At 70.2% G+C, this 17,885-nt stretch carries 1 protein-coding gene; it reads left to right on the top strand.

Features of this window, described 5'->3' with window-relative positions:
* A partial coding sequence (locus K8612_RS18015) for a non-ribosomal peptide synthetase (protein WP_223763153.1) occupies positions 1 to 17,838 on the top strand: 17,838 nt, incomplete at its 5' end.
* Between the last annotated feature and the right edge of the window lie 47 nt (positions 17,839 to 17,885).

The following is a 17,885-nucleotide window of genomic DNA, read 5'->3' as shown; positions in this document are numbered from 1 at the left end:
CCTCTCTCCTTCGACGCCTCCGTCAAGCAGCTCATCCAGGTCCTCGACGGCCATACCCTCTGCATCGTCCCCGACGAGGCCCGCGCCGACGTCGCCGAGCTCGTCAACCGCATCGAGAAGGATGCGCTGGACGTCCTCGACTGCTCTCCGGCCCACCTGCGCCTGCTGGTGGATGAAGGCCTGCTGGAGCGCACGGCCGTCCCCCACCGCGTCCTCGTCGGAGGGGAAGCCGTGGACCCCGCCACCTGGCGCCACCTCGCCCAGGCCCTGCGCCCCCGCGTCTTCAACGTCTACGGCCCCACCGAGTGCACCGTCGACGCCACCGCCTGCGCCTTCGACGCCTCTGCCTCGCCCACCATCGGTCGCCCCCTGCCCAACGTGCGCGTCTACGTCCTGGACCGCACGCTGCGCCCCGTGCCCATTGGCGTCGCCGGTGAGCTCTTCATCGGCGGTGAGGGCGTCGCGCGCGGCTACCTCAACCGCCCGGAGTTGACGGCGGACCGCTTCATCCCGGATGCCTTCTCCTCCACCCCGGGTGCCCGCCTCTACCGCACCGGCGACGTGGTGCGCTGGCGCGCGGACGGGATGCTCGACTACCTGGGCCGCGCCGACTTCCAGGTGAAGGTCCGCGGCTTCCGCATCGAGCTGGGCGAAATCGAAGCTGTCCTCCTCAAGCATCCCCAGGTGCACGCCGCCGTGGTGCTGGCTCGCGAGGACATCCCCGGCGACAAGCGGCTCGTCGCGTACGTGGTGCCTCCGGAGGGTACGCAAGCCGCACCCACGCCCGAGGCCCTCAGGGACTGGCTCAAGCAGCTCTTGCCCGAGCACATGCGCCCCTCCGCGCTCCTCGTGCTGGAAGCGCTGCCGCTCAACACCAACGGCAAGGTGGACCGCAAGGCGCTGCCCGCGCCTCAAGGCACCGCGCTCGCCTCCACCTACGTCGCACCGCGCACCCCCACCGAGGAGCAGCTCGCGGCCCTCTTCACGCAGGTGCTGCGCGTGGAGCGCGTGGGCGTCCACGACGACTTCTTCGCCCTCGGCGGCCATTCGTTGCTCGCCACCCAGCTCGTCTCGCGCGTGCGCGCCACGTTCCGCATGGAGCTGCCGCTGCGGGCCCTCTTCGAGGCGCCCACCGTGGCCGCGCTCGCAGAACGCCTCCAATCCCAGACGCCGAGCCTCCGCCTCCCCCCGCTCACCCGGACCCAGGCGGATGGGCCTCAACCCCTTTCCTTCGCTCAGCAGCGGCTCTGGTTCCTGGATCAGCTCACGCCGGGGGACGCGTCCTACAACATCCCCACGGCGCTCCGGCTGACGGGGCAGGTGGACGTGGAGTCGCTGCGCCGCGCCTTCGAGGCGCTGGTGGCTCGGCACGACGCCCTGCGCACCACCTTCCGCGACGTCGAAGGGCAGGCCACCCAGCACATCCATCCGCCCGGCACGTGGGCGTTGCCGCTCATCGACCTGTCCATGCTGCCCGACGCGCAGCGCGAGGCCGAGGCCCAGCGGAAGGTCGAAGCGGATGCACGTCAACCGTTCGACCTGAGGAACGGCCCGCTGCTGCGAACCGCGCTCGTGCGGCTGACGGCGGAAGAACACCTGTTGCTCGTGACGATGCACCACATCGTCTCCGACGGCTGGTCCATGGGCGTGCTCGTCCGTGAGCTGGTGGCCTTCTACGAGGCCTTCAGCACCGGTCAGGCGCCCGCGCTGGCCCCGCTGCCTGTGCAATACACGGACTTCGCGGCGTGGCAGCGCGACTGGCTCCAGGGCGAGACGCTCGACGCGCAACTGGGTTACTGGAAGCAGCAGCTATCGGGGGCTCCGGCCACGCTCGAGCTGCCCACGGATCATCCCCGCCCGGCCATCCAGTCCCACGCGGGTGCGACCCACGCCGTGCGGATTCCCCAGGAGACGTCCGAGGCGCTCAAGGCACTGGCACAGCGTGAGGGCGCCACGCCGTTCATGGTGCTGCTCGCGGCCTGGCAGGTGTTCCTGTCGCGCTACTCGGGCCAGGACGACATCACGGTGGGCTCGCCCATCGCGGGCCGCACCCAGGCGGAAGCCGAAGGGCTCATCGGCTTCTTCGTCAACACGCTCGTCCTGCGTGCGCGCGTGACACCGGAGGACTCCTTCCGTCAGTTGCTGGCCCAGGTGCGCGGCACGACGCTCGCGGCGTACGAGCATCAGCACGTGCCCTTCGAGAAGCTGGTGGAGGTACTCCAGCCCGTGCGGGACGCGAGCCGCAGCCCGCTGTTCCAGGTGATGTTCGTCCTCCAGAACGCCCCTGGAGAAGCGCTGCGCGTTCCAGGCCTCACCTTCCGGCAGGTCGTCGCCGAGGGCCACTCCGCCAAGTTCGACCTCACCCTGACGTTGCAGGACTCACCGCAGGGGTTCACCGGCTGGATGGAGTACAGCACCGCCCTCTTCGAGCGGAGCACCATCGAGCGGATGGGCAGCCATCTGCGCACGCTCCTGGAGGCCGTGGCCGCGAAGCCCGAGCAGCCCGTGGCCGGGCTGTCCCTCCTCTCCAGCGAGGAGCGCCAGCGCGTCCTCGTCGAGTGGAACGACACCGCCGTCGCCAGCCCGACGGAGGTCCCCGTCCACGTCCACTTCGCCCGGCAGGCCCAGCGCACGCCTGACGCGATGGCGCTGGTACTGGGCGACGCGACGCTGACGTATGCCCAACTGGACGCGCGCGCGAACCAGTTGGCGCACCACCTGCGGGCCCTGGGCATCGCTCCCGGTGCACGCGTCGGTATCGCCGTCGAGCGCTCCTTCGAGTTGGTGACCGCGCTCCTCGCCGTCCTCAAGGTGGGCGCGGCCTTCGTCCCCGTGGACCGCAACGCGCCCGTGGAGCGCATCGAAGCCCTGCTGGAGGACGCGGACGTCAGCGTGACGCTCGCTCACCAGTCCTTCGCTTCACTCCTGCCCTCCACCGGCACCCGCGTCTGGCTGGATGCCCAGTCCGCGGAGATCGCCGCGCGGCCCACGCATGCGCCAGAGGTCCGCGTGGAGGGTGAAGCCCTGGCCTACGTGATGTTCACGTCGGGCTCCACGGGCCGTCCCAAGGGCGTCAGCGTGCCCCACCGAGGCATCACGCGACTGGTGCTCGGCAGCACCTTCATGCGCTTCGGGCCAGACGAAGTCTGGCTGCAGTTCGCACCCGTTGCCTTCGACGCGTCCACCCTCGAAATCTGGGGCGCGCTGCTGCACGGCGCGAAGCTCGTCCTCGCCCCGCCGCACTCCCTGTCGTTGGAGGAACTGGCCGCCCAGTTGCGTCACCACCACGTGACGTCACTCTGGCTCACCGCCGCCCTCTTCGAGCAGATGGCCCTGCACCAGGGTGAAGCACTCGCGGGCGTGCGCCAGGTCCTCGCCGGTGGGGATGTGCTGCCCGCCGCCCGTGTGCGCGAACACCTCGCGCGTCTCCCGGAAGGCGCGACGCTCCTCAATGGGTATGGACCCACTGAGAACACCACCTTCTCCACCACCTTCGCCATGCACCGCGATTCGGTGGTGGGCGGTTCGGTGTCCATCGGCCGGCCGCTCTCCAACTCCACCGTCTACGTGCTCGACGCGAGCCTGTGCCCTGCGCCCGTGGGTGTCGCCGGTGAGGTGTACGTGGGTGGCCAGGGCCTGGCCTGGGGCTACCTGAATCGTCCCGAGCTGACCGCGGAGCGCTTCGTCCCCCATCCCTTCGCCTCCACGCCGGGCGAGCGTCTCTACCGCACGGGCGACAAGGCCCGCTGGCGGGAGGACGGCACGCTCGACTTCCTGGGCCGCGTCGACTTCCAGGTGAAGGTGCGCGGCTTCCGCATCGAGCTGGGCGAAGTCGAAGCCGTGCTGCGCTCCGCCACCGGCGTCAACGAGGCCATCGTCGTGGCCCGGGGCACGGACGCGGACAAGCGCCTCATCGGCTACGTCACCGCGAGCGAAGGCCACTCGCTGGACACGGACGCGCTCAAGGCAGGACTCAAGCAGCACCTGCCCGAGTACATGGTGCCGTCGGCCGTCATGGTGCTGGACGCCCTGCCCCTCAACTCCAACGGCAAGGTGGACCGCAAGGCCCTGCCGGAGCCGGAGGAGAGCACGCGCGCCGCCGCCTACGTCGCACCGCGCACCGCCACCGAGAAGCAGTTGGCGGCGCTCTACTCCGAAGTCCTCCGGGTGGAGCGGGTGGGCCTCCATGATGACTTCTTCGCGTTGGGAGGCCACTCGCTGCTGGCCACCCAGCTCGTCTCGCGCGTGCGGGCCACGCTCGGGCTGGAGCTGCCCCTGCGGACCCTCTTCGATGCACCGACCGTGGCCGCCCTCGCGCTGAAGCTCGCGGACGCGCGGCCCGCGGCGGCCCGGGGGACGCCTCCGCTCCGGCCCGCCTCGCGCACGGGAGCAATTCGGCTCTCCTTCGCCCAGCAGCGGCTCTGGTTCCTGGATCAGCTCACGCCGGGGGATGCGTCGTACAACATCCCCTCGGCGCTCCGGCTGAAGGGCCCGGTGGACGTGGCGTCGCTGCGCCGCGCCTTCGAGTCCCTGGTCGCGCGACACGAATCCCTGCGCACCACCTTCCATGAGCATGAAGGGCAGGCCACGCAGCACATCCACCTGCCGGACGCGTGGACGCTGCCGCTCGTGGACCTGTCCGCGCTGCCCGACGCGCAGCGCGAAGCCGAGGCCCAGCGCCGGATCGCCAAGGAGGCGAACCAGCCCTTCCACCTGGAGCGCGGGCCGCTCCTGCGCACGACGCTGGTGCGGCTGGCGGAGGAGGACCACTTCCTGCTCGTGACGATGCACCACATCGTCTCCGACGGCTGGTCCATGGGCGTGCTCGTCCGCGAGCTGGTGGCCTTCTACGAGGCCTTCACCTCCGGCCAGACGCCCACGCTGGCCCCGCTGCCGGTGCAGTACGCGGACTTCGCGGAGCGGCAGCGCCAGTGGCTCCAGGGCGAGGCGCTGGACGCGCAACTGGGCTACTGGAAGCAGCAGCTCGCGGGCGCGGCGTTCGCGCTGGAGCTGCCCACCGACCATCCGCGGCCGGCCATCCAGTCCCACCAGGGCGCGGCCGTCTCCGTGCGGATTCCCCAGGAGACGTCCGAGGCGCTCAAGGCCCTGGCGCAGCGTGAGGGCGCCACACCCTTCATGGTGCTGCTGGCGGCATTCCAGGTCCTCCTGTCGCGCTACTCCGCGCAGGACGACATCACCGTGGGCTCGCCCATCGCGGGCCGCACGCAGGCGGAGACCGAGGGCCTCATCGGCTTCTTCGTCAACACGCTCGTCCTGCGTACGCGCGTGGCGCCGGAGGACTCCTTCCGTCAGTTGCTGGCCCAGGTGCGCGGCACGACGCTCGCGGCCTACGAACACCAGCACCTTCCGTTCGAGAAGCTGGTGGAGGTCCTCCAGCCCGTACGGGACGCGAGCCGCAGCCCGCTGTTCCAGGTGATGTTCGCCCTCCAGAACGCGCCGGCCGGAGACCTGCGCGTCCGCGGCCTCACCTTCCAGCAGGTCGTCACCGAAGGGCGCTCCGCCAAGTTCGACCTCAACCTGGCGATGCAGGACTCGCCCCAGGGTTTCGTGGGGTCGCTGGAGTACAGCACCGCCCTCTTCAAGCGCGGCACCCTGGAGCGGATGGCCCGCCAGTGGCTCACGCTGCTGGAGGCCGTGGCCGCCAGGCCCGAGCAGTCCGTGGCCGACCTGTCCCTCCTCTCCAGCGAGGAGCGGCGGCGCATCCTCGTGGAGTGGAACGACACCACCGTCGCCAGTCCCACGGACGTCCCCGTCCACGTCCACTTCGCCCGGCAGGCGCAGCGCGCGCCCGAGGCCATCGCCCTCGTCCTGGGAGAGGCCTCGCTGACCTATGCCCAACTGGACGCGCGCGCGAACCAGTTGGCGCACCACCTGCGCGACCTCGGCATCCAGCCGGGTGCGCGGGTCGGCCTCGCCGTCGAGCGGTCCTTCGAGCTGGTGGCGGCGCTCCTCGCCATCCTCAAGGTGGGGGCCACCTACGTCCCCGTGGATCGCAACGCGCCCGTGGAGCGCATCGCGTCCCTGCTGGAGGACGCGGACGTCCACTTCGTCGTCACCCACCAGCCCTTCGCGTCCCTGCTGCCCGCCACCGGCACCCGCGTCTGGCTGGACGCGCAGCGCGACGTCATCGCCACCAGGCCGACCCACGCCCCCGACGTCCGCGTGGACGGCGAGGCCATGGCCTACGTGATGTTCACCTCCGGGAGCACCGGCCGCCCCAAGGGCGTCTGCATTCCGCACCGGGGCATCACGCGGATGGTGCTCGGCAGCACCTTCATGCGCTTCGGCGCGGACGAGGTCTGGCTCCAGGTCGCCCCCATCGCCTTCGACGCCTCCACGCTCGAAATCTGGGGCGCGCTGTTGAATGGCTCGAAGCTCGTCCTCGCTCCGCCGCACTCGCTTTCGTTGGAGGATCTGGCCGCGCAGTTGCGCCACCACGGCGTGACGACGCTGTTCCTGACGACCGCGCTCTTCGAGCAGATGGCCCTGCACCAGGGTGAAGCGCTCGCGGGCGTGCGGCAGATCCTCTCCGGTGGCGACGTGCTGCCCGCGGACCGCGTGCGGGAGCACCTGACCCGCATCCCCGAGGGCGCGAGCTTCCACAACGCCTACGGCCCCACGGAGAACACGACCCTCGCCACCACCTTCGCCATGGGCCATGGCTCGCGCGTGGAAGGCGCCATCCCCATCGGCCGGCCGCCCTCCAACTCCACCGTCTACGTGCTCGACGCGCACCTGCACCCGGTGCCCGTGGGCATTGCCGGCGAGGTGTACGTGGGGGGCCAGGGCCTGGCCTGGGGCTACCTGCACCGCCCGGACCTGACCGCGGAGCGCTTCATCCCCCACCCCTTCGCGTCCATTCCGGGCGAGCGCCTCTACCGCACGGGCGACCAGGCGCGCTGGAGGGAGGACGGGACGCTCGACTTCCTGGGCCGCGTCGACCTCCAGGTGAAGGTGCGTGGCTTCCGCATCGAGCTGGGCGAGATCGAGACCGCGCTGCGCTCCACCGCTGGCGTGAATGAAGCGGTCGTCGTGGCGCGGGGCACCGGCGCGGACAAGCGCCTCATCGGCTACGTCACCGCGCGCGAGGGCCATTCGCCGACCCCGGACACGCTCCGGGCAGGCCTCAAGCAGCGGCTGCCGGAGTACATGGTGCCGTCGGCCTTCGTGGTGCTGGACGCGCTGCCCCTCAACGCCAACGGCAAGGTGGACAGGAAGGCCCTGCCGGAGCCGGGGAACACGCCTCGGAGCACCGTCTTCGTCGCGCCGCGCACCGCCGCCGAGGAGCAGCTCGCCACCCTCTTCGCCGAGGTCCTCCGGGTGGAGCGCATCGGCGTGCGGGACGACTTTTTCGCCATGGGAGGCCATTCGCTGTTGGCCACCCAGCTCGTCTCGCGCGTGCGGTCCACGTTCCGAGTGGAGCTGCCGCTGCGGGCGCTCTTCGAGGCGCCCACGGTCGAAGGCCTCGCGCCGAAGCTCGAGGAGGCCCGGTCCGCCGGGCTCCGCGCGCCGCCGCTGCGGCCCATGCCGCGCGAAGGCGCCATTCCGCTGTCCTTCGCCCAGCAGCGGCTCTGGCTGCTGGATCAGCTCCAGCCGGGAGACATCTCGTACAACATCCCCACCGCCCTGCGGCTGACGGGCCCGGTGGACGTGGAGTCGTTGCGCCGCGCCTTCGAAGCGCTGGTGGAGCGCCACGAATCACTGCGCACCACGCTCTCCACGTCGGAGGAGGAGCCGTCGCAGTGCATCCAGGAGCCTGCTGGCTGGGAGCTGCCCCTCATCGACCTGACGTCCCTGCCTGAATCGCGGCGGGAAGAGGAGGCCCAGCGCGTGGCGGCCACGGAGGCCCGGCGTGCGTTCGACCTCACCGCGGGCCCGTTGCTGCGCAGCACGCTGGTGCGGCTGGGACAGGACTCGCACCTGCTGCTGGTGACGATGCACCACATCGTCTCCGACGGCTGGTCCATGGGCGTGCTCGTCCGGGAGGCAGCGGCCTTCTACGAAGCCTTCGTCATGGGCCAGTGGCCGTCGCTCCCGCCGCTGCCCGTGCAGTACGCGGACTTCGCCGTGTGGCAGCGAGGCTGGCTCCAGGGCGAAGCGCTGGATGCGCAGTTGGGCTACTGGAAGAAGCAGTTGGGTGGGGCACCTTCCGCGCTGGAGCTGCCCACGGACCGCCCGCGTCCGCCGGTGCAGTCACGTCGGGGCGCCACGGTGGACGTGCGCATCCCGTTGGAGATCTCGCAGTCCCTGAAGGCCCTGGCCCAGGATGAAGGCGCGACGCCCTTCATGCTGCTGCTCGCGGCGTGGCAGTTGCTCCTGGCGCGCTACTCCACGCAGGACGACATCAGCGTGGGTACGCCCATCGCGGGTCGCACGCAGGCGGAGACCGAGGGCCTCATCGGCTTCTTCGTCAACACGCTGGTGTTGCGCGCCCAGGTGGATCCGCGCGCGACGTTCCGTGAGTTCCTCGCCCAGGTGCGCCGCACGACGCTCGCTGCCTACGAGCATCAGCACCTGCCCTTCGAAAAGCTGGTGGAGGTCCTCCACCCCGTGCGCGACCTGAGCCGCAGCGCCCTCTTCCAGGCGATGTTCTCCCTGCAGAACGCGCCCACGGAGACGCTCCGCGTGTCCGGGCTGTCCTTCCAGAGCGTCCCGGTGGACACGCGGTCCTCCAAGTTCGACCTCACGCTGACGCTCGGCGAGTCCCCCCAGGGCTTCGTCGGACTGCTGACGTACGCGACGGACCTCTTCGACGCGTCGACGGCCCATCGCATGTCCGGACACCTGGGCGTGCTGCTGGAGGCCATCGCCGCCCAGCCGGACTCGACGCTCGCGAGCTTGCCGCTGCTCACCGCGCCGGAGCGCCAGCAGCTCCTTGTGGATTGGAATGGGCCCAACGCGGAGTTCCCCCGCGACCTCTGCCTCCATGAGGCCTTCAGCGCCCAGGCCCTTCGCACGCCCTACGCCCTGGCCGTCATCTGCCGCGAGGAGCAGCTCACCTTCCGGGAGTTGGACACGCGTGCGAATCAACTGGCCCACCGGCTGGTGAAGCGGGGCGTTGGCCCCGACGTGCGCGTCGTGCTCTGCGTGGAGCGCTCCGTGGAAGCCCTCGTCGGCATCCTCGGCACCCTCAAGGCTGGCGGCGCCTACGTCCCCATCGACCCCAGCTACCCCCGCGAGTGGCTTGCCCACGTCCTCACCGACACCGGGGCTCCCGTCGTCCTCACCCAGCAGCGCCTGCGCGACTCACTGCCTCCGCACTCCGCGCACACCCTCTGCCTGGACTCCGACGCCGCGGACCTTGCTCTTGAGTCCCACGCCCCCCCGGTGACGTCCGTCACGCCGGAGCACCTCGCCTACATCATCTACACCTCCGGCAGCACCGGCCGTCCCAAGGGCGTGATGATTCAGCACCGCTCCGTGCTCAACCTGCGCGTCGCCCTCGCCTCCACGGTGCACGCGGACGCCCGGCTGGGGGAGCGCGTCAGCGTCAATGCGCCTCTCTCCTTCGACGCCTCCGTCAAGCAGCTCATCCAGGTCCTCGATGGCCATACCCTCTGCATCGTCCCCGACGAGGCCCGCGCCGACGTCGGCGAGCTCGTCAACCGCATTGGCCAGGACGCTCTCGACGTCCTCGACTGCTCTCCGGCCCACTTGCGCCTGCTGGTGGATGAAGGCCTGCTGGAGCGCACGGCAGTTCCCCACCGCGTCCTCGTCGGCGGTGAAGCCGTGGACCCCGCCACCTGGCGCCACCTCGCCCAGGCCCCGCGCCCCCGCGTCTTCAACGTCTATGGCCCCACCGAGTGCACCGTCGACGCCACCGCCTGCGCCTTCGACGCCTCCCCCACGCCCACCATCGGCCGGCCCCTTCCCAACGTGCGCGTCTACGTCCTGGACCGCACGCTGCGCCCCGTGCCCATTGGCGTCGCCGGTGAGCTCTTCATCGGCGGTGAGGGCGTCGCGCGCGGCTACCTCAACCGCCCGGAGTTGACGGCGGACCGCTTCATCCCGGATGCCTTCTCCTCCACCCCGGGTGCCCGCCTCTACCGCACCGGCGACGTGGTGCGCTGGCGCGCGGACGGGATGCTCGACTACCTGGGCCGCGCCGACTTCCAGGTGAAGGTGCGCGGCTTCCGCATCGAGCTGGGTGAAATCGAGTCCCGCCTGCTGGGCCATCCCGCCGTGCATCAAGCCGTCGTCCTCGCCCGCGAGGATGTGCCCGGAGACAAGCGGCTCGTCGCCTATCTCGTCCCCGAGGCGGGAGAGTCCCTGGACTCCACCGAGCTGCGCACCTTCCTCAAGCAGCACCTGCCCGAGTACATGGTGCCTTCCGCGTTCCTGGTGCTGGAAGCGCTGCCGCTCAACACCAACGGCAAGGTGGACCGCAAGGCCTTGCCCGCCCCCCAGGGCTCCGCGCTCGCTTCCACCTACGTCGCACCGCGCACCCCCGCCGAGGAGCAGCTCGCGGCCCTCTTCACGCAGGTGCTGCGCGTGGAGCGCGTAGGCGTCCACGACGACTTCTTCGCGCTCGGCGGCCACTCGTTGCTGGCCACCCAGCTCGTCTCGCGCGTGCGCGCCACGTTCCGCGTGGAGCTGCCGCTGCGGGTCCTCTTCGAGTCCCCCACGGTCGCCACGCTCGCGGAGCGGCTCCAGACGGCCACGCCGAACCGCCACCTGCCCGCGCCCACCCAGATGCACGCGGACGGCCCGCGGCCATTGTCCTTCGCGCAGCAGCGGCTGTGGCTGCTGGATCAGCTCCAGCCTGGGGACGCGTCGTACAATATCCCCACGGCGCTCCAGCTCTCGGGGCAGTTGGACGTGGAGTCGCTGCGCCGTGCCTTCGAAGCGCTCATCCAGCGCCACGAGGCCCTGCGCACCACCTTCCACCAGCACCAGGACCAGCCCATCCAGACGGTCCATGCGCCCTGCGGTTGGGCGCTGCCACTCGTGGACCTCTCCGCCCGGCCTGAAGCACTCCGGGAAGAAGAGGCGCGGCGGATGGCCGACGAGGAAGCACGACGGCCGTTCGACCTGGCCAGGGGCCCGCTGCTGCGCAGCACACTGGTACGGTTGGCCAAGGACTCCCACCTGCTGCTGGTGACGATGCACCACATCGTCTCCGACGGTTGGTCCATGGGCGTCCTCGTCCGGGAAGTGGCGACCTTCTACGCGGCCTTCTCCACGGGCCGGTCGCCCTCGCTCCCGCCGCTGCCCGTGCAGTATGCGGACTTCGCGGCGTGGCAGCGAAACTGGCTCCAGGGAGAGGCGCTGGACGCGCAAATCCACTACTGGAAGCAGCAGCTCTCCGGGGCGCCCCCGGCGCTGGAGCTGCCCACGGACCACCCGCGTCCGCCCGTGCAGTCGCACCGGGGCGACTCGGTGGACGTGCGCATTCCCAAGCGCGTCGCGGATGGCCTCAAGGCCCTCTCACAGCGGGAAGGCGCCACGCCGTTCATGACGTTGCTGGCGGCCTTCCAGGTGCTGCTGTCGCGCTACTCCGCGCAGGATGACATCAGCGTGGGCACGCCCATCGCGGGCCGCACGCAGGCGGAGACCGAAGGCCTCATCGGCTTCTTCATCAACACGCTCGTCCTGCGCGCCCAACTCAATCCGCGCGCGACGTTCCGGGAGCTGCTGACCCAGGTCCGAGGCACGACGCTCGCGGCCTATGACCATCAGCACCTGCCGTTCGAGAAGCTCGTGGAAGCCGTGCAGCCCACGCGCGACCTGAGCCGCAGCCCGCTGTTCCAGGCCATGTTCGTCCTGCAGAACACGCCCACCGAGGCGCTGCGCCTGCCAGGGCTGTCCTTCCAGGCCCTCCCGCTGGAAGCCCACTTCGCCAAGTTCGACCTCTCCCTGGGTCTGCGCGAGGGCCCGGACGGCTTCGTCGGCTCGTTCGACTTCGCGACGGACCTGTTCGACGCGGCGACCATCCAGCACATGGCGGGCCATTTCGGCGTGCTGCTGGAGGCCATCGCGAAGAAGCCGGACACGAAGCTTGGCGACCTGCCGCTGCTCACGGATGCCGAGCGCCAGCAGCTCCTGGTCGAATGGAACCCGCCTGCCTCGCAGGTGGTGCGTGAGCGCAGCATCCCCGCGATGGTGGAAGCCCAGGTGCGCCGCACGCCGGATGCCGTGGCAGTCATCACGCCCGAGCGGCGGCTGACGTACCGGGAGCTGGACGCGAAGGCCAACCAGCTCGCGCACCGTCTGCGCGGCCTGGGCGTCGGGCCCGAAGTCCGCGTCGGCCTGTGCGTCGAGCGTACCGAGGACCTCATCATCGGAGCCCTCGGCATCCTCAAGGCCGGTGGTGCCTACGTGCCGCTGGACCCCAGTTACCCGCGTGAGCGCCTGGGCTGGCTGCTGGAGGACGCCCAGGGGCCTGCCCTCGTGGCGCATTCGCACCTTCTGCAGGCCCTGCCCGAAACCAGCGCCACGCCCGTGTGCCTCGACTCGGACGTGGAGCTGGTGAAGCAACCCACCACGGCGCCTACGGTGGACATCCACCCGGCCCACCTCGCCTACCTCATCTACACCTCCGGCAGCACGGGCCGTCCCAAGGGTGTCGCCATCTCCCACGGCAACGCCGTCTCCTTCCTCCACTGGGCCCTGGAGACGTTTACCCCCGAGGAGTTGAAGGGCACCCTCGCCGCGACGAGCCTCAACTTCGACCTCTCCGTCTTCGAGCTCTTCGCTCCGTTGAGCAGCGGGGGCGCGGTGGTAGTGGCACGCAACGCCCTGCACCTGGCGGAGCTGCCTACGGCCTCGCACGTCACCCTCGTCAACACCGTGCCCTCCGCCATGGCGCAACTGCTGCGCCTGGGCGCGGTGCCGCCTTCCGTGCGTGTCATCAACCTCGCGGGCGAAGCCCTGCCCGAAACGCTCGCGAGGCAGGTGTACGCGGTGCCCACCGTGGAGAAGCTCTTCAACCTCTACGGCCCGTCCGAGGACACCACCTACTCCACCGCGTCTCTCGTCGGCCGTGACGAAGTGCCCCTAATTGGCAGGCCGCTGCCCGCGACGCGGGCCTACGTGCTGGATGCTTCGTTGCAGCCGGTGCCCGTGGGTGTCGCGGGCGAGCTGTACCTCGCGGGCGAAGGTCAGGCTCGTGGCTACCTGCTGCGCCCGGACCTGACCGCAGAGCGCTTCGTGCCGGAGCCCTACGGTCCTCCTGGTGGCCGCATGTACCGCACGGGCGACCGTGTCCGGTACCGCCTCGACGGGCGGCTGGAGTACCTCGGCCGCATCGACTTCCAGGTGAAGGTGCGTGGCTTCCGCATCGAACTGGGCGAAATCGAAGCCGCCCTCCGCCGTGCTCCGGGACTCAAGGACGCCGTCGTCGTCGCCAAGGGTGAGGCCGCCGACAAGCGGCTGGTCGCCTACGTCACGCCCAAGGCGAATGCCTCGCTGGAAGTGGAAGCCCTCAAGACGCACCTGCGTCAGGGCCTCCCTGAGTACATGGTCCCCACCACCTTCGTGGTGCTGGAGGCCCTGCCTCTCAACTCCAACGGCAAGGTCGACCGCAAGGCCCTGCCGGAGCCGGAGGCGCCTCAGTCCGGTAACACCTACGAAGCGCCCCGCACGGAGGTCGAAGCGAAGCTGGCCTCCATCTGGGCCGAAGTCCTGCGTCTGCCCCAGGTGGGCGTGAAGGACTCCTTCTTCGAACTGGGGGGCCACTCGCTGCTGGCCACCCAGGTGGTGTCGCGCGTGCGGGCGGAGTTCAGCGTGGAACTGCCCCTGCGCGCGCTCTTCGAGTCGCCCACCGTGGAGGCACTCGCGGTTCGTCTCTCGGGACTCACCCGCACGAACACCTCCCCGCTCACCCGCGTCTCGCATGACGGTCCGCTGCCGCTGTCCTTCGCCCAGCAGCGGCTGTGGCTCATTGATCAGCTCGAACCGGGCAGCCCTCTATACAACGTGCCTGTCGCCGTCCGGCTGGAGGGCCACCTGCGCATGGACGTACTGGAGCGTGCCCTGCAGGAGGTCGTGCACCGACATGACGCCCTGCGCACCACCTTCGCCCAGGTGGACGGCGAACCGGTCCAACTCATCCATCCTGACCATCCGCTGCCCCTGGGACTCGTGGACCTCACGGACGTGCCGGAGACGCAGCGCGAGTCCGAAGCGCGGCGTCTGGTGGACATGGAGATGCGCCGGCCCTTCGACCTGCGCACCGGGCCGCTCCTCCGCACGCTGCTCTTCAAGCTCTCTGGGCACGAGCACGTCCTCGTCGTCACGATGCACCACATCGTCTCCGACGGCTGGTCGCTGGGCGTGCTGGTGCGTGAAGTCACCACGCTCTACGCGGCCTTCTCCGCTGGGCAGCCGTCGCCCCTGCCTGCCCTTCCCGTGCAGTACGCGGACTACTCCGACTGGCAGCGCCGCACACTTTCGGGTGAGGCGCTGCGGCAGGAAGTGGCCTACTGGGAGCAGAAGCTCTCCGGCGCCCCTGCCGTACTGGAGTTGCCCACCGACTTCCCCCGCCCGGCCGTCCGGAGCAACGCGGGCGCGACTCTCGGCTTCACCCTGTCGCGGGAGCTGACGCAAGCGCTCCGGAGTCTGGCCCACCGGGAAGGCGGCTCGCTCTTCATGGTGCTGCTGGCTGCATGGCAGGGCCTGCTTGCGCGCTACACGGGCCAGCAGGACATCAGCGTGGGCTCGCCCATCGCGGGCCGCACGCGAGCGGAGACAGAGGGCCTCATTGGCTTCTTCGTCAACACGCTCGTCCTGCGCGCGAAGGTGGATGAAGGCCAGTCCTTCCGGTCGCTGCTCCAGCAGGTGCGCGCCACGGTGCTGGAGGCCTACGAGCACCAGGAGGTGCCCTTCGAGAAGCTGGTGGAGGTCCTCCAGCCGACGCGCAGCCTCAGCCACACGCCGCTCTTCCAGACGCTGCTCGCGCTCCAGAACGTGCCCACGGAGGACGTACGGCTGCCAGAGCTCCGTCTCCGCGCATTGGAATCTACTCAGTCGACGTCGAAGTTCGACGTGAGCGTCTTCTTCACGGAGACGTCCGACGGCCTGCGAGGCACGCTGGAGTACAGCACCGCTCTCTTCAAGCAGAGCACCGTGGAGCGGATGGCCGCCCACCTGCGCACGCTGCTGGAGGCCGTGGCCGCGAAGCCCGAGCAATCCATGGCCGGGCTGTCCCTCCTCTCCAGCGAGGAGCGTCAGCGTGTCCTCGTCGAGTGGAACGACACCGTCGCAACCAGCCCGACGGAGGTCCCCGTCCACGTGCACTTCGCCCAGCAGGCTCAGCGTACGCCTCACGCTGTCGCTCTCGTGCTGGGGGATGATTCGCTGACGTACGCCCAGTTGGATTCACGCGCGAACCAACTGGCCCATCACCTGCTGGCCCTGGGCATTGCCCCGGGTGCGCGCGTCGGCCTCGCTGTCGAGCGCTCCTTCGAGTTGGTGACGGCGCTCCTCGCCATCCTCAAGGTGGGCGCGGCCTTCGTTCCCGTGGACCGCAATGCACCCGTGGAGCGTATCGCCATGCTGATGGAGGATGCGGACGTCAGCGTGACGCTCGCGCACCAGCCCTTCGCTTCGTTGCTCCCCGCCACTGGCACCCGCGTCTGGCTGGATGCCCAGTCCGCGGAGATTGCCGCGCGGCCCAAGCATGCGCCGGATGTTCGCGTGGAGGGTGAAGCCCTGGCCTACGTGATGTTCACGTCAGGCTCCACGGGTCGCCCCAAGGGTGTCTGCGTACCCCACCGGGGCATCACGCGGCTGGTGCTCGGCAGCACCTTCATGCGCTTCGGCGCGGACGAAGTCTGGCTGCAGTTCGCACCCGTTGCATTCGACGCGTCCACGCTCGAAATCTGGGGCGCGCTGCTGCACGGCGCGAAGCTCGTCCTCGCTCCGCCGCACTCCCTCTCCCTGGAGGAACTGGCCGCCCAGTTGCGTCACCACCGCGTGACGTCACTCTGGCTCACCGCCGCCCTCTTCGAGCAGATGGCCCTGCACCAGGGCGAAGCGCTCGCGGGCGTGCGACAGGTCCTCGCCGGTGGCGACGTGCTGCCTGCCGCCCGTGTGCGCGAACACCTCGCGCGTCTCCCGGAAGGCGCCACCTTCATCAATGGCTACGGACCCACGGAGAACACCACCTTCTCTACAACCTTCGCCATGCAGCACGGCACGCGCGTGGAAGGCGCCGTCCCCATTGGCCGGCCTCTCTCCAACTCGACGGTGTACGTGCTCGACGCGCACCTGCATCCAGTGCCCGTGGGTGTCGCGGGTGAGGTGTACGTGGGTGGCCAGGGTCTGGCCTGGGGCTACCTGAATCGCCCCGAGCTGACCGCGGAGCGCTTCGTCCCCCACCCCTTCGCCTCCACTCCGGGCGAGCGCCTCTACCGTACGGGCGACAAGGCTCGCTGGAAGGAGGACGGCACGCTCGACTTCCTGGGCCGCGTCGACTTCCAGGTGAAGGTGCGCGGCTTCCGCATCGAGCTGGGCGAAATCGAAGCCGCCCTGCGCGCCTGCACCGGCGTCAACGAGGCCATCGTCGTGGCGCGCGGCACGGACGCGGACAAGCGCCTCATCGGCTACGTCACCGCGCGCGAAGGCCACTCGCTGGACGCGGACGCGCTCAAGGCAGGCCTCAAGCAGCACCTGCCCGAGTACATGGTGCCCTCGGCCGTCATGGTGCTGGACGCCCTGCCCCTCAACGCCAACGGCAAGGTGGACCGCAAGGCCCTGCCAGAGCCCGACGCCCACTCCGTCGAAGCACGGGACTTCGTCGCGCCTCGCGACGCGCTCGAAATGCAGCTCGCCCGCATCTGGGAGGACGTCCTCGGCGTCCCCTCCGTCGGCGTCCGCTCCAGCTTCTTCGAGTTGGGCGGCCACTCCCTGCTCGCCGTGCGCATGGTCGCCGCCGTGCGCGAGCGCCTGGGCCAGTCGATTCCCCTCTCCGTCCTCTTCCAGCAGCCCACCGTCGAGCAGCTCGCCCAGGTGCTTCGCGACGACTCCCAGGCCTGGACGCCCCTCGTCCCGCTGGAGCGCGGCAAGCCCGGGCACCGGCCCCTCTTCCTCGTCCACCCTGGTGGCGGCAACGTCCTGGCCTACTCGGAGCTGGCGCGCCGCCTCGGCCCCTCACTGCCCGTCTACGGCCTCCAGTCGCGGGGCCTCGACGGACGGCCCGTCGCTGAGTCGATTGAAGAGATGGCCACCCTCTACCTCGAAGCCATCCGCACCGTGCAGCCCCATGGCCCCTACCAGCTCGGAGGCTGGTCTCTCGGCGGCGTCATCGCCTACGAGATGGCCCGCAGGCTGCGCGAGGCCGGTGAAGCCGTGGACCTGCTCGCCCTCATTGATGCCCACCTCCATGGCCTGACGAAGCCCGCCCAAACCGAGACGCAGCTCGACGCGGAGTCCCGCGCGCGGCTCGCCTTCGCCCATGCCACCGCCACCGCCTTCGGTCAGCACCTCTCCGTCCCGGACGATGTGCTGGCACACGACGACGACGCGATGCTGGGCCACCTGCTCCAGGAAGGACTCCGGGCGCGAATCCTCGACGCGCACTCCGGCCCAGCCCAACTGCGCGCCCTCTTCAACGTCTTCCGGGCCAACCTCTTCGCCCACGAGAAGTACGTCCCCCAGCCGTACGACGGCACCGCCCTCCTCCTGAGCGCCAGCACCGTCGCCGCAGGCACTCCGCGCCACCGAGGCTGGGAGCCGCTCGTGCGAGGGGGCCTCCAGGTGCACGACGTCCCCGGTGGACACCACGAGCTGATGCAGGACCCGCACCTCGGACCTGTCGTCGAGCACCTGCGCCGGGCCCTGTCGTCCCTCACGCAGGCTGAAGCCACCGGCAGTTGAACCCTGCTCCCCCTTCCGTGTCCGCGCTCCGGGCACGGAAGGGGCAA

This window comes from Corallococcus sp. AS-1-6, assembly GCF_020037015.1.
Lineage (GTDB): Bacteria > Myxococcota > Myxococcia > Myxococcales > Myxococcaceae > Corallococcus.
This window is presented reverse-complemented; position numbering and strand designations above follow the sequence as displayed.